At 40.5% G+C, this 15247-nt stretch carries 15 protein-coding genes; all 15 read left to right on the top strand.

The genetic code is table 11. The features are described 5' to 3' along the window. The first annotated feature begins 13 nt into the window (after positions 1 to 13). On the top strand, positions 14 to 868 hold the full coding sequence (locus BCM40_RS13770) for a patatin-like phospholipase family protein (RefSeq protein WP_065525391.1): 855 nt from the start codon (positions 14 to 16) through the stop codon (positions 866 to 868). A 44-nt stretch (positions 869 to 912) separates the two neighbouring features. Further along, a complete protein-coding gene (locus tag BCM40_RS13765) occupies positions 913 to 1359 on the top strand; it encodes a GNAT family N-acetyltransferase (RefSeq protein WP_065525392.1) in 447 nt (148 codons plus the stop codon). 243 nt (positions 1360 to 1602) lie between these two features. Further along, the gene (locus tag BCM40_RS13760; RefSeq protein WP_065525393.1) at positions 1603 to 3207 is read left to right on the top strand and encodes a gamma-glutamyltransferase family protein; all 1605 of its coding nucleotides are present in this window, start codon (positions 1603 to 1605) and stop codon (positions 3205 to 3207) included. A 26-nt stretch (positions 3208 to 3233) separates the two neighbouring features. Then, complete coding sequence (locus BCM40_RS13755) at positions 3234 to 3800, top strand: chromate transporter (RefSeq protein ID WP_065525394.1); 567 nt, start codon at positions 3234 to 3236, stop codon at positions 3798 to 3800. Continuing rightward, on the top strand, positions 3797 to 4330 hold the full coding sequence (locus tag BCM40_RS13750) for a chromate transporter (protein WP_065525395.1): 534 nt from the start codon (positions 3797 to 3799) through the stop codon (positions 4328 to 4330). The genes BCM40_RS13755 and BCM40_RS13750 overlap by 4 nt, the downstream gene beginning before the upstream one ends. 163 nt (positions 4331 to 4493) lie before the next feature. After that, complete coding sequence (locus BCM40_RS13745) at positions 4494 to 4976, top strand: Rrf2 family transcriptional regulator (RefSeq protein WP_065525396.1); 483 nt, start codon at positions 4494 to 4496, stop codon at positions 4974 to 4976. Between the two features lie 18 nt (positions 4977 to 4994). Further along, positions 4995 to 5213 carry a DUF896 domain-containing protein gene (locus BCM40_RS13740; protein WP_065525397.1) on the top strand — a complete coding sequence of 73 codons (219 nt, stop codon included), beginning with the start codon at positions 4995 to 4997 and terminating at the stop codon, positions 5211 to 5213. Between the two features lie 33 nt (positions 5214 to 5246). After that, complete coding sequence (hslO, locus tag BCM40_RS13735) at positions 5247 to 6125, top strand: Hsp33 family molecular chaperone HslO (protein WP_065525398.1); 879 nt, start codon at positions 5247 to 5249, stop codon at positions 6123 to 6125. Positions 6126 to 6270: 145 nt separating this feature from the next. After that, complete coding sequence (locus BCM40_RS13730) at positions 6271 to 6873, top strand: alpha/beta hydrolase (RefSeq protein ID WP_065525399.1); 603 nt, start codon at positions 6271 to 6273, stop codon at positions 6871 to 6873. 111 nt (positions 6874 to 6984) lie between these two features. Beyond that, on the top strand, positions 6985 to 7950 hold the full coding sequence (locus tag BCM40_RS13725) for a glutaminase (protein WP_065525400.1): 966 nt from the start codon (positions 6985 to 6987) through the stop codon (positions 7948 to 7950). A 120-nt stretch (positions 7951 to 8070) separates the two neighbouring features. Further along, positions 8071 to 10119, top strand: coding sequence for a catalase (locus tag BCM40_RS13720; protein ID WP_065525401.1), 2049 nt, complete (start codon positions 8071 to 8073; stop codon positions 10117 to 10119). Between the two features lie 106 nt (positions 10120 to 10225). After that, positions 10226 to 11323, top strand: a complete 1098-nt coding sequence (locus tag BCM40_RS13715; protein ID WP_065525402.1) for a YsnF/AvaK domain-containing protein — start codon at positions 10226 to 10228, stop codon at positions 11321 to 11323. A 94-nt stretch (positions 11324 to 11417) separates the two neighbouring features. Continuing rightward, complete coding sequence (locus BCM40_RS13710) at positions 11418 to 11618, top strand: YwbE family protein (RefSeq protein ID WP_065525403.1); 201 nt, start codon at positions 11418 to 11420, stop codon at positions 11616 to 11618. Positions 11619 to 11746: 128 nt separating this feature from the next. Further along, the gene (locus BCM40_RS13705; RefSeq protein WP_065525404.1) at positions 11747 to 13873 is read left to right on the top strand and encodes an ATP-dependent helicase; all 2127 of its coding nucleotides are present in this window, start codon (positions 11747 to 11749) and stop codon (positions 13871 to 13873) included. A gap of 51 nt (positions 13874 to 13924) precedes the next feature. After that, positions 13925 to 15193, top strand: a complete 1269-nt coding sequence (locus BCM40_RS13700; RefSeq protein WP_065525405.1) for an MDR family MFS transporter — start codon at positions 13925 to 13927, stop codon at positions 15191 to 15193. Positions 15194 to 15247: the final 54 nt, after the last annotated feature.

Here is a 15247-nt window from a genome sequence, read left to right as displayed (position 1 = left end):
TGCTGAAGGAGGGATGGAGATGAAGAGTGGATTGGTGTTAGAAGGTGGTGGCATGAGAGGGGTCTATACGGGTGGTGTTCTCGAAAAACTATTAGAAGAAAGTATTTTTGTAGACTACGTAATCGGTGTCTCAGCAGGAGCCTGTCACGCCTCTTCCTACATTTCGAGGCAAAATGGTCGAAATCGAGAAGTCACCATTGGCTATGTTAATCATCCAGAATACCTTTCAGTGAAGAATCTACTGACAAAACGAGAACTGTTTGGAATGGATTTGATTTTTGATAGAATTCCGAATAGCTTAGTACCTTTCGATTATGACCGTTTTCATAATGCTACAGAAGAGTTTGTAGTAGGAGTGACAGACTGTTTAACGGGTGAAGCGGTGTATTTTGGGAAGCAAAAACGTCCGGAAGATGTGCTAACTATTGTACGAGCTTCGAGTTCACTGCCACTTATGGCGCAACCAGTAGAATTTAACGGTCGATTTTTAATGGATGGCAGCATTGCCGATCCGCTGCCGATCCGCAAAGCATTATCCGACGGTGTGACCAAGCCGATCATCATTTTGACGAGAGAAAAAGGTTATCGGAAAAAAAAGAGTCGATTTGCAGGAATGATGCCAGCATTTGTTCGACAATACCCGGCTATCGCAAAGGCAATGGAAAATCGATATTTATATTACAATGAAACGATGGATTTTATTGAGCAACTGGAAAGAGAAAGCTTGGCCATGGTGATTCGACCAGAAGATTTGTACAGAATAAAAGGGCTAGAGCGAAATCCAGTTAAATTAGAAACTCTTTATAACCAAGGCTATCAAGAGGCTACCGCAAAATTTGGGGAATTACTCGATTTTCTTCAAAAGTAATCGACGAATAGGTAAATTGAAAAGTTAGTAGAGGGTGATGGATAGTGATTAGCAAACTAAATCAACAAGATGAACAAATAGCGAAACAGATTCATCACATTCAACAAGCTGCCTATCGGATAGAAGCCGAAATGATGGGTTTTTATGATATTCCCCAACTTCAGGAAACATTACAAGAACTTCAAAAGAGTGACGAACTTTTTATCGGTTATGGCGAAGGACAGGTGCAAGGAGTAATTTCTTATCGAGTAAAGGGAGAAACCGTCGATATCAATCGGTTAGTGGTAGGTCCCACTTATTTCCGAAAAGGAATTGGTAAAAAATTGGTGAGTTATTTGTTGAAAAACTATCGAGGGTACGAATTTACAGTCAGCACAGGAACCGCTAATAAACCTGCAATTGCGCTTTATCAGATGTTCGGTTTTCAGGAGGTGGGCGTTATTCAAGTAGCTCCTGGCATATATTGTACTCAATTCCGCTTACGTAATTAAATAAGTTGTGAGGAAGTTAGAAAATAGAGAGCAAATAGAAGGTTTTGTAGTTTCAATAAACTACAAAACCTTGTTTTTTATGGGAATTTTCTGTTATTTTAGCGGTGTGAATAGAAATAAAAAAGTGGATACTCTATAATCGAAAGTATTCGCGTTTTACTATAGTTACACACAAACGAACGTTCAATGGAAAACAGGATTTATTTATGCGAAATATTACTTAACAAGAAAGGGAGAGTTGTCGTGGATTATTTACATAACCCGTTTGCAGCACAAAGACAAACCGTGTTTTCTAAAAAAGGAATGGTGGCCACATCGCAACCATTAGCAGCACAAGCTGGGATTGAAATCATGCAAAATGGCGGCAACGCCATAGATGCGGCAATTGCCACTGCCGCTGCGTTAACTGTAGTTGAACCTACTTCAAATGGAATTGGGGGAGATGCATTTGCTTTAGTATGGGTTAAAGACAAGTTACACGGATTGAACAGTTCCGGCCCTGCACCAAAAAGCATCTCGCCAGAAGCAGTAAAAGCACTTGGATTTGAAAAAATGCCGACGCATGGTTTAGTACCAGTGACAGTTCCAGGGGTGCCAGCTGCTTGGGCTGAACTATCAAAAAAATTCGGCAAGCTATCATTGGCAGAAGCTTTGAAACCTGCGATTCGGTATGCGGAAGAAGGCTATCCGTTAACACCAATTCTCGGTAAGTATTGGCAAGCAGCTTATGCCAAATACAAAGATTCGTTCACTAGTAAAGAATATCAAGGGTGGTTTGATACATTTGCACCAAACGGTCGCGCCCCTGAAATTGGCGAAATGTGGTCTTCTCCGGGCCATGCTAAAACGCTAATTGAAATTGGACAAACGGATGCGCGTTCTTTTTATAAAGGTGCCATTGCCGAAAAAATTGATCGCTTTATGAAAAAACATGAAGGCTTTTTAGCCAAAGAAGATTTACAGGCGTTTGAACCGCAATGGGTAGAGCCGGTTTCCACCGATTACCGCGGCTATAAAGTGTGGGAGATTCCACCGAATGGACAAGGCATGGTTGCGTTAATGGCCTTAAACATTTTCAAAAAACTCGATCAACCTAAATGGCAATCTGCGGAAACGTATCACGAACAAATCGAAGCGATGAAACTCGCATTCACAGATGGCAAAGCGTTTATTACCGAACCAGAGAATATGCCGGTCAGCACGGAGCATCTTCTGTCAGAAGAATATGCAGCATCGCGCGCCAAAACCATTGGTGAAAACGCATCTGATCCAAAACCATATGAATTACCAAAAGGCGGAACCGTTTATTTATCTGCGGCAGATGAAGAAGGCAATATGATTTCATATATCCAAAGCAATTATATGGGCTTTGGTTCAGGAATAGTCATTCCCGGAACAGGGATTGGTCTTCAAAACCGTGGAGCGGACTTCTCGTTAGATCCAGAGCACCCGAATGTATTGGCTGGAGGAAAACGAACCTTCCATACAATCATTCCAGGATTTTTGACAAAAGACGATAAGGCTGTTGGACCATTTGGTGTTATGGGTGGTTATATGCAGCCCCAAGGACATTTCCAAGTGGTTACTAACACCATCGATTATTTAATGAATCCGCAAGCAGCACTTGATGCGCCAAGGTGGCAGTGGATTGAAGGAAAGACTATTTTAGTCGAGCCCAATTTCCCAAATTATTTAGCGCAAGCATTATCTCGTAAAGGTCATCACATTCAAGTAGCGACAGACGGTGGAAGTTTTGGAAGAGGGCAAATTATTTGGCGCGATTCTGAGACAGGGGTATTAGCCGGGGGCACCGAATCACGTACGGATGGAGCGGTAGCTGTTTGGTAGTCGATAAAAAAGTGGAGGAAAAGAAAATGGAAATTTCCAAGCTGAAAATGAATATTGATCTTTTTTTAGCTTTTTTCCGTGTAGGTCTTCTTGGCTTTGGCGGAGGACCTGCTGCAATTCCACTTTTCCACCGGGAAGCTGTAGTCAATTACAAATGGATGACAGAAGATGAATTTGGGGACACATTAGCTTTAGGGAATACAATGCCAGGGCCCATTGCTACCAAAATGGCGGGTTACATTGGCTATCGCGTTAACGGCGTAATTGGCTGCATTGTAGCTCTTGTTGCTACAGTCGTTCCAACGGCGATTTTGATGATTATCTTATTGGGCATTTTACAAAAATACAAAGGGCTTGATTGGGTCAATAGCATGTCGGCTGCGGTAGTTCCCGTTGTGGGGGTTATGCTTGCCATTATGACGTGGGACTTTTTTCAAAAGTCGGGCAAAGCTCTGGGAATTGGGCGCGCCATTTTGTTTACAGTAATCGCTATTGTGCTGTTAGAGATATTGAACATTCACCCAGCGTTTGTCATTTTAGGTATATTAATTATTTCTTTAACCTCCTTTAAAAAAGGAGGAGATCCAAAATGATTTATTGGTACCTCTTTTTAGCCTTTTTTATTCCAGGAATATTAGGATATGGCGGTGGACCGGCTTCGATTCCGCTTGTGGAAAAAGAAGTGGTGGATCGTTATGGTTGGATGACTACGCAAGAGTTTGGAGAAGTTCTGGCGTTAGGAAATGCTTTGCCAGGACCCATTGCGACAAAAATGGCAGGCTATATCGGTTATGCAGAAGGGGGCGTACTCGGCGCAACTGTTGCTTTATTCGCCTCCGTCGCACCATCGCTTATTTTAATGGTGTTATTAATGGTGACACTTTTAAAATACAAAGATTCTCCGAAAGTTAAAAATATCACGAAGTTAGTTCGTCCGGTGATTGCCGTATTGCTCGGGGCAATGACACTTCAATTTTTCATGACTTCTGTCGACAGTTCCGGGACGATAGAGACGGTAATATTAGTTGTTCTTAGTTATTGGTTGTTGGAAATTAGAAAAGTGCATCCGGCACTCGTCATTTTAATGGCACTCGTTTACGGTGCACTGGCGGGTATAATATAACCCTGTTTAGCAAATAAATAGCGTATTAGTGAAAGCCATCCGATTATGGGTGGCTTTTTCATTTCATTCACGGTGTAAGCAAAAGTATTTACTTTTAATTCGAGATGGTATATTGTAGATATCAAGGATATTTATTATCCGTAATTGAAAGAGGGTGATTTGGGTGCATATGAAACCAGGTGTAGAACAATCGGTATATGCAGTATTGTTATTGAATATGCTTCCGGAAAAAGCAGTTCTTCCAGGTGAAGCTATAAGTCAACAACTGGGAACTTCTCCAACATATTTTCAGAAGCTTTTAAGAAAACTGGTCAGTGCAGGCTTGATCACATCAGTACCAGGCGTCAAAGGCGGATTTAAACTTAAAAAGAAACCAGAAGATATTAGTGTATTTGACATATATGTAGCCATCGAAGGTCAACAATCGCTTTATTCGTCGAGTGGAGTGTTGGGCGATTTGTTAGAGCTTGATGAACCTGAACGTTGCTGTTTACTGACTGATTTAATGGTAGAAGCAGAAGATGCTTGGCGTTCGCGGATGGAGCTTGAAACGATTTTCTCGCTTTCATTGAAAATGCAAGAAGAGCGATTTCAGAAGAAAACAACAGAATTAACGGACTGGCTAGCTGAAAAGCTAGTTAGGTAAAAGAAAAGAGGAATTACAATGATTGAGATTTTACCGCGCATTAACCAGTTAGCACAAAAAGCACGTCAAGAAGGCTTGACCAATGCTGAAAAAGTAGAGCGTCAAGTATTGCGCGAAGATTATTTGCGTGCAATTCGTGGACAAGTCGAATCAACTGTAACGAGCATGAAAGTTATTGACCCACTTGGGGATGACGTCACGCCTGATAAAGTAAGATTGAAAAAACAAGCAATCTAAGCATAGGAAGCTCACATAGAGAGGAAGAACATTATGAACGATTATTTAGTAAGAGCTTTAGCTTATGAAGGGCAAGTACGTGCTTACGCTGCGCGCACGACAGAAACAGTGTCGGAAGCACAACGACGCCATTATACGTGGCCCACTGCATCTGCAGCACTCGGTCGATCAATGACAGCTAGCGTTATGCTAGGTGCAATGATGAAAGGTGAAGAAAAATTAACCATTCGTATTAACGGAGGCGGTCCTATTGGCACTATTTTAGTAGATGCAAATGCTAAAGGGGAAGTTCGAGGATATGTCAGCAATCCGTTAACTCACTTTGATTTAAATGAGCAAGGCAAGTTAGATGTTAAAAGAGCAGTTGGCACAGAAGGAACTTTGGCCGTTTCTAAAGACATTGGATTGCTTCAACCGTTTGTTGGACAAGTTCCTTTAGTATCCGGTGAATTGGGCGATGATTTTACGCATTATATTACGACGTCTGAACAAATTCCATCTTCTGTCGGTGTTGGCGTTATCGTGAATCCGGATAATACGATTCAAGCTTCAGGTGGATTTATCATTCAATTATTGCCTGGTACAGAAGAAAGTATTATTGAAGACATTGAGGCTCGGCTAAAAGTAATTCCAACAATTTCGAATATGGTGCGCCAAGGGTTAACACCCGAAGATATTTTAACGGAAGTTTTAGGTGCTGGGAATGTGAAAGTATTAGACGAAATGCCTGTGAAGTTTCAATGCCAATGTTCACGAGATCGTATTTCGAACGCCATTCAAGGACTTGGGACAGCTGAAATCGAAGACATGATCGTGACAGATGGCAAAGCAGAAGCCCAATGTCACTTTTGTAATGAAAATTACGTGTTTTCGAAAGAAAATCTACAAGATATGTTGAAAACAGAAGCATAATAAAAAAGGGTCATGGCGTATATGTCATGACCCTTTTTATTGGCAAAGAAAAGAGCTATTGAGTAATTATCTTGAATTAAAGATAAGTTTATGAGAAGTTAAATAGGGAAATAAAAAAGAAACGAATTTTGGAGGTAATCGAAGAATGAAACATCTTTTTCAAAAAGGAACGAACCCAACAAAACCTACTTTTCTAATGTTGCATGGAACAGGTGGAAACGAAACAGATTTGTTAGCGATCGCCTCTCATATTGATCCTGAGGCTACTGTGCTCAGTGTCCGTGGCAATGTATCAGAAAATGGCATGCCGCGCTTTTTCAAACGATTATCAGAAGGTGTGTTTGATATGGAAGATTTAAAGCTGCGTACAGAAGAGCTACATGAATACATTGGACAAGCCGCGAAAGAATACAATTTTGATCGTAATAACGTGATTGCGATTGGCTATTCAAACGGTGCGAATATCGCGGCTAATTTATTGTTCACGTATTCAAATTCCTTAAAAGGAGCTATTTTGCATCATCCAATGGTTCCCAATCGAGACACGGATTTACCTGATTTAACAGACGTCCCGGTATTTATTGCAGCTGGCACAAACGACCCGATATGTCCTGCAAAAGAATCAACCGATCTTGAAAAACTACTAACAGATGCAGGTGCTAAAGTTCAATTGCACTGGGAAGATTTTGGTCACCAATTAACCATGCCAGAAGTAGAAGCAGCAAAAAAATGGTACGACGAGTTATAAAAGACACCTTCCCTAACTATTGGGGAAGGTTTTATTGAGGTACACACGAGTTTTTGACAAGGAGCGCTTGTTTCCTTCATGATATAGAAAAGAAAACTTAGGAGGGATGTTATGCAAACTAACCCACATATTCAAGAACAGCTAGAAGCTTGGGTGGAAGAAAATAGAGGACATGCCATATTAGGGACTACCGCCCAATATATACCTGCACTGGGTAAAGAAGATCCAAGTCAGCTTGGCATTTGTATGATTGATGACAATGGGAATTATTATTGTGCAGGGGATACAGATAAAGAGTTTACGCTACAAAGTATTTCAAAAGCCTTGACGTTTATCGCGTTGAGTTGTAATTATGGTTTAGATTTTGTGTTAGAACGTGTTGATGTAGAGCCAACTGGTGAAGCGTTCAATTCAATTGTGCCATTCGAAATTCACCGCCCCAACAAACCATTTAACCCCTTTATCAATGCAGGAGCTATCACCATTTCCGCGTTATTGCCCGGACAAACGAGCCAAAAAAAATATGAATTTCTTTTGCGTTTCTTAGAAAGTTTAGTAGGTCATCCGCTTGAACTGGATAAAGAAGTATACGATTCTGAATGGGCATCTTCACACCGTAACCGTGCTTTAGCATATTACTTGAAAGAAGCGAAGTTTCTAGAAATTGAAGTGGAAGAAGCACTTGATATTTATATTCGCCAATGTGCCATTAAAGTGAGCACAAAAGATTTGGCGTTAATTGGGTTGATCATTGCGTATGACGGATACAATCCGATTACAAAAGTTAAGCATTTCTCCGATGAAATTGCTCAAGTTGCGAAAGTATTGATGGTAACTTGTGGCATGTACAATTCTTCAGGGAATTTTGCAGCGCATGTCGGCATTCCAGCAAAAAGTGGAGTATCAGGTGGAATCATGGCGGCAGTGCCTCCAAAGCTCCATTCGCAAACATACGAGTTTCGTGCAGGAGCGGGAATTGGTGTATACGGACCCGCAATTGACGTGCAAGGAAACAGTGCGGCAGGCACAATGATGTTAAGACAAATTTCGAAAGAGTGGGATTTAAGTATCTTTTAATATGAATCCGTAGACGTTAATTCGTCTACGTTTTTTTTTTTGAAAAAAATAAAGAAAGGTGTTTTTTAAAAGAAGACAGGGTAATAAGAGAATGAATATAAAAGCAGAAGGAGTGGCAAAATGGCAAAAGAACCTAAAGTGAATGAAAACAGCAAAGACGAACAGTTGCAACAGTATCGTGTAGATGATTCAGGTAAAAGTTTGACTACCAATCAAGGACTCAAAATGGCTGAAGACGAGTTCTCATTAAAAGCTGGTGAACGCGGTCCTACTTTGATGGAGGATTTTCATTTTCGGGAAAAAATGACGCATTTTGACCACGAACGAATTCCAGAACGTATTGTACATGCAAGGGGATATGCTGCACATGGTGTGTTTGAGACTTATGAATCGTTAGAGCATTTAACAAAAGCAAAATTTTTATCAGAAAAAGGTAAAAAGACACCAGTGTTTGTACGATTTTCTACAGTTGCGGGATCCAAAGGATCTGCTGAAACAGTACGAGATATTCGGGGATTTGCGACGAAATTTTATACAGAAGAAGGAAATTATGATTTAGTCGGTAACAATGTACCGGTCTTTTTTATCCAGGATGCGATAAAGTTTCCGGACTTTGTCCATGCGGTAAAACCAGAACCACATAACGAAATGCCACAAGCTGCAAGTGCCCATGATACTTTATGGGATTTTGTCATTAATAACCAAGAAACTGCCCATACCATCATGTGGTTAATGTCCGATCGAGCAATTCCGCGTAGTTTCCGGATGATGGATGGCTTTGGCGTACATGCTTTCCGTTTCGTGAATGCAGAAGGTAAATCACATTTTGTGAAATTCAACTGGAAATCGACACTTGGTACTCATTCACTTGTCTGGGACGAAGCACAAAAGATTGCCGGTAAAGACGCTGACTTTAATCGCCGCGATTTATACGAATCCATCGAACAAGGAGATTTCCCTGAGTGGGAACTCGGCGTTCAAATTGTTGCGGAAGAAGACGAACATAAATTTGATTTTGACTTATTAGATGCCACCAAATTATGGCCACAAGAAGAAATTCCGATTCAAATCGTCGGCAAAATGACATTGAATCGCAATGTCGACAATGTATTTGCTGAAACAGAGCAAGTGGCCTTCCATCCGGGGCATGTCGTGCCTGGAATTGATTTTTCAAACGATCCATTGCTCCAAGGACGTTTGTTTTCTTATACAGATACACAATTACTTCGCTTGAATGGCCCTAATTTCCATGAGTTGCCGATTAATCGACCTGTATGTCCATTCCATAACAATCAGCGAGACGGGTTTGGTCGTCAAACAATCAATAAAGGACGCGTTTCGTACCAAAAGAGCTCATTTACGAATAGCACTCCGGCTCCTGTAAGTGAAGCGGAAGGTGGTTATGCACATTACCAAGAAAAAATGGAAGGGCGTAAAGTTCGTGCTCGTAGTGAAAGCTTTAAAGACCATTTTTCACAAGCCACAATGTTTTGGAATAGCATGATGAAACCAGAGCGAGACCATATTATCGAGGCATTTAGTTTTGAACTTGGAAAATGCCAAGAAATGTGGATTCGTGAAGGCGCTGTTAAAATGTTTGCCAATGTGAACTTGGAAATGGCACAGGCTATTGCTAAAAATATTGGCGTGACACCTCCGACGAGTGGCGGTTCTGATGTAACCAAAACTTCCCCTGCATTAAGCATGGAAAACACTGTGAAATCAGCAGCGACTCGTAAAGTGGGTGTGTTGGTTGACCAAGGTTTTAATGATGCAGAAGTACTGAAAGTTCTTAAAGAGTTTGAAAGCAAAGGGGTGAACTACGAAATCGTCAGTGAAACGCAAAGTAAACTAAACGGTTCAGGTGGTAAAGAACTCGAAGTTGATCATACATTTACAACGACCGATCCCGTTCTCTACGATGCGATTTATGCAGTAGGTGGACCTGATGTAAGTAAGAAATTTGCTAAAGAAGCCGCCCGATATATCGGAGAAGCATTTGATCATTACAAGCCAATCGGCGCTACTCATGAAGGACAAAAATGGATACAAGTTGCCGGAATGCAAGAACAACCAGGAGTTATAGCAGCAGATGATGTGGCCAACTTTGCAAGTATATTTATCGAAGCCATTGCCGCACATCGTCATTGGGACCGAACAGTCGAATAAAAATTAATAAAATACACGTCTTTTCCGAAAAGGTTTAAGAAAATATGCAGTGGGTATTTTCTAAACTAAGCAATCAAACAAAAACAAAAAAATGGAGGAATAGGAAATGACTAACAATAAATTTATGGGTACATTCGACAGTGAAACAGAAGTATTAAACAAAATTGAAGAATTAAAAGCGCAAGGTTCTCGTGAAGACGATATGTATGTCATGTCACGAGATGAAGACCAGATCTCAATGTTACGGGGACGCACAGATGTAGATTATAAATCAGCTGAAGGAAATTGGATGGACAAATTTATGGGCTTCTTATCAGGAGATGATTCAACACGTGAAGCATTTTCAGGAATGGGAGTAGACAAAGACGAAGCCGATCGCTATTACAATGAAGTGCAAAATGGGAAAATTTTATTGTTTGTCGATCGCGAATACGGTGCGAACTACGAAGGCAAAGCGCCTTACGATAACACTTCGACAAGCACAGAAGCAGGCACAATGGGTGCGTCCGGTCTAACAGGTGCAGGCTTAGGTAGAAGTCACATGGACAATGAAGCTGTAGGCAGAGATGGCTTAACAGTAGATACGAACGATGAAAACGATGTTTACTATAATACAAAAAACGATACGTTCAGTCGCGATACTACTGAAACAACAAATGCTGGAAACGAATCAGGAACAGGATTTGGCCTTGGCTCTGATCGGACAGAAGACAATTTTACGGATACAAACCGTTTTGAAAATAAAGATAGCGACCATCATACCGAAGAAGAGAAAATGCAATTGCATGAAGAGCGCTTAAGCGTTGACAAAGAACGTGTACAAACGGGTGAAGTGAATGTTGGAAAACACGTGGTCGAAGAAAACCAAACAATGGAAGTACCAGTAGAACGTGAAGAAGTTTATATTGAACGTCGCCCAGTAAATGAAGAAACAGTTGGGAATTCTTTTGATAAAGAATCTACGTTATCAGGGGATGCTTATCAAGAAGGAGAAAATATTCATATTCCCGTATCAGAAGAACATGTAGAAGTTACGAAAAAAGATGTCGTAGCTGAAGAAATTGTCGTTGGTAAACGTAAAGTACAAGACACAGAAACAATCAATGAGACGGTTCGCCATGAGGAAGCCGATATCGACGATAATTCCAATGTAACAGATAACAAATTGAACCGTGAAAACCATACAGATCGTGATCGCTTCTAATATAAAATAATGTGAAAGGCGGGGATGCTTCCCCGTCTTTTTGTCGGTCTTGAAAGAATAGCGTATAGTAGAAGAAAGCTAGGAGGGATTAAGCATGGACGGCAAAAAGAGAAGTGACGTGAAACCTGGTATAGAAGTAAATGTAATTTTAAAGCAAGATCAACGTTCGGGTAAGAAAACACAAGGGATTGTAAAAGATTTACTGACAAACTCCGCCACTCATCCGCATGGCATTAAAGTGCGTTTAGAAGATGGACAAGTAGGACGAGTTTGTGAGATTCTGTCTGGAAAGTAAGTTCGAGACATAAAGTTAGCAAGATGAACAACAATCAGTAAAGACAAATTCACTAAAACCGGACCCGTAAGAAGGGTCCGGTTTTGTGTTAATATAGAAGTATTGAAAAAATGAAGGAGTCTCTTATTATGAGCCAATTCTTTGAACGCAAAAAACAGGAACTTGGAGTTCAATTAAATAAAATTCAACGAAAAGCGGTTGAGCGTACAGAAGGACCACTATTACTACTCGCATGCCCTGGATCTGGAAAAACAACCACGATGATCATGAGAATTGGATATTTAATCGAGGAAAAAGGAGTATCGCCGTCACGCATCAAAGCGATTACGTTTAGCAAAGCTTCAGCTAACGACATGCTAGAGCGTTACAAACGTTTTTTTCCTTCACTACAACCAATTGATTTCTCAACGATTCATAGTCTAGCTTTTCAAATTACTCGCGATTATTTTTCGGGCTCACGTTACATCATGATTGAAGGCAATGAAGCAAATGGTCTTCATAAGAAAAAGTTGCTTCGGGAAATGTACCGTACGGAAAACGATGAGCCAATTACAGACGATCAATTAGAAGAGTTGATATCGTTCATTAGTTACGTAAAGAATAAAATGTTGCCAAGAAAGCAGTGGGCCAAACTAAAAGAGCCTTTTCCTGGTGGAATCGAAATATTAAAAACGTATGAAGCTTTTAAAGAAAACTATGACGTAAGGTTAGTGGACTTTGATGATATGCTGTCACTCGCCTACGAAGCATTAGAAAAAGACAAAAGCTTATTAGTGAAATACCAAGGACGTTGGGATTACGTCATGACAGATGAAAGTCAGGATACTTCACAAATTCAACATGCCATTGTGGAAAAGTTAGTCGCACGCCATAAAAACTTGTGTGTTGTAGCAGATGATGATCAATCAATTTATACGTGGAGAGCAGCTGAACCTACGTATTTATTGAAGTTTAGAACAGTTTATCCCGATGCCTATATTATGAAAATGGAGCGTAATTATCGTTCCTCTCAGAACATTGTTCAGACTGCGAATGCGTTTATTAAAACCAACAAAAAACGTCACGATAAAAACATGTTCACGAAACAAAGTGAAGGCGATCCGATTGTCTTGAAACGCTTAAGTTCAGAAGACGCGCAATTTAAATACGTATTAAAAGAACTCAAAGAATTGACAGAGTACGGCGATGTGGCTATTTTGTATCGCAATAACTCGTCATCAACTTTGTTAATGAGTGAACTTGAACGTCTAGGCATTCCGTTTTATATGAAGGATTCCGATAATCGCTTTTTTTCGCATTGGATTGTAGAAGATATACTGAACTTTATGCGTTTTAGTTTAAAGCCGGAACGCATTGATATTTATTCGAAAGTGGCTTCTAAAACCAATGCGTATTGGTCAGGCAGCCAGCTAAAAATGTTAAGTCGGATGAAACCAACAGGCGAGCATGCCTTTGATGACATCAACTTAACCATCACGTTAAAAGACTACCAACTTAAAATTTTGGCTGAGCAAAAAAAATGGTTTGATGCATTAAATGGCATGAAACCATTAAAAGTGATTCGAACCATTCGTGGGGAAATGGGTTATGACCAAATGCTCGCTAGTCGTGCTGAAAAATTTGGTATGAAAATGACGTACTTGGCACAAATCCTCACTACTTTAGAGCAAATCGCGGAACCGCTTGACTCAATGATGGCATTCGCAAAACGCCTTAAGCAATTAGAGCAAGTCACACAGCAAGCTAAAAAAGAAAAAACGGACGATATGTTGACTTTGTCTACTTTCCACAGCTCAAAAGGCTTGGAATTTGAACGAGTGTATATGATTGATTTGGTAGAAGGCGTAATTCCTACGGAAGAAGACGCAGAAACTCCCGATTTATTAGAAGAAGCACGTCGTTTGTTTTATGTAGGTATGACTAGAGCAAAAATGCATTTAGAACTCATTAGTCATGGCAATGAATCACGCTTTGTCGGAGAAGTAAGAAAGTTGATTGTTCCCGAAAAAAGACTAGCTACAACGCAAAGTCATGTGGCTAAAACGCCTATTAAAGTAAAGGTTCCGGATAACCCAAATGCGATTCACACTGAAGAGGCTTTGCGTGAAGGTGTTCACGTTCGTCACCGCGTTTTTGGGGCAGGAAAAATTGTCGAACGAGACAAAGACCGGATTTCTATTCAATTTGCAAAAGAAAGAAAAGACTTAATGATCGATATTTGCATAAGCTATAAATTATTAGAAATGATGGAATAGCACCTCTGTAAAAACCAGATATGACATAGAGAAGAACGCGGGGAACTAGAAATGAGATTGAGGGATTGGGATCGAAGTTTACAAGTTCGTTTAGTAGGCGAATTTTTCATGAATACAAGTTATTGGATGGTGTTCCCGTTTTTAGCGATTTATTTTGCTGAAGAGTTCGGCAAAGGAACTGCAGGACTGTTACTTGTAATTTCACAAGTTTTTTCTGTCGCAGCGAATTTGGTCGGTGGATACTGCGCAGATCGGTTTGGCCGAAAGCGTATGCTTGTCGTCGCTTCTGTTGCACAAGGATTTGCGTTTCTCCTATTTGCTTTTGCTAATTCACCGTGGATGCAATCTCCGGAACTAGGGTTTGTGGCGTTTACACTTGCCGGAATGTGTGGCTCATTATACTGGCCGGCCAGTCAGGCAATGATTGCAGATGTCGTACCAGAAAAATACCGCAGTGATGTGTTTGCTATTTTTTACACAACATTAAACATTGCCGTCGTAGTAGGACCACTTTTTGGTGCGGTACTTTTCTTTTCATACCGATTTGAATTATTGCTTGTCGTGACGGTTATTTCAATGTTGCTTGGTTTAGTGTTAAAACTGTTGACCAAAGAAACTTTATCACAAGTCATGGTTGATAAATGGCAGTCCCAAACAACGGTAGGCTGGGTTGGCGCAATTTCAAAGCAATTTAAAGAGTATGGTTTAATCTTTAAAGATCGTCTATTTTTGCTATTCATCATTGCGGGGATTATGGGTGCTCAAACCTTTATGCAGTTGGATTTGTTAATCCCGATTTACTTAAAAGAAACAATTGATAGTCAAACCATCGCGACGTTATTTGATAAGGAATGGTTTGTTACTGGTGAAACGTCTTTTGGACTTTTGCTTGCTGAAAATGGATTGTTTGTAGCATTACTAACTGTAGTTGTGACGAGATGGATGACGAAATTTCCAGAGAAATGGGTTTTCTTTGCTTCAGCTGCTTTCTACGGACTGGCGATGTGGTTATTCCCATTAACTTCATGGTTTTGGCTATTTGTTGTAGCGATGGCGATCTTCACGTTTGCAGAGTTGATGGTTGTAGGTCTTCAGCAAAGTTTCATCTCGAAACTAGCACCTGAAGATATGCGCGGCCAATATTTTGCTGCTGCAAGTATGCGGTATACCATCGGTCGTATGATTGCGCCAATCTCCATTCCCATGACTGCTTGGTTTGGTTTTTCGTGGACATTTGGCATACTTGGTATTCTTGCGATTGCGAGTGGATTTGTGTATTTGCTAATGTTTAAACTATACGAAAAAAGACCTTCCTATTGAGGAAGGTCTTTTTGCTTGTCTACAAAACATCTTTTTTAGACAGAATGCATGACA

This window comes from Planococcus donghaensis (assembly GCF_001687665.2).
GTDB classification, from domain to species: domain Bacteria; phylum Bacillota; class Bacilli; order Bacillales_A; family Planococcaceae; genus Planococcus; species Planococcus donghaensis.
The sequence above is the reverse complement of the archived record's forward strand: the minus strand, read 5'-3'. Positions and strand labels throughout refer to the sequence as shown.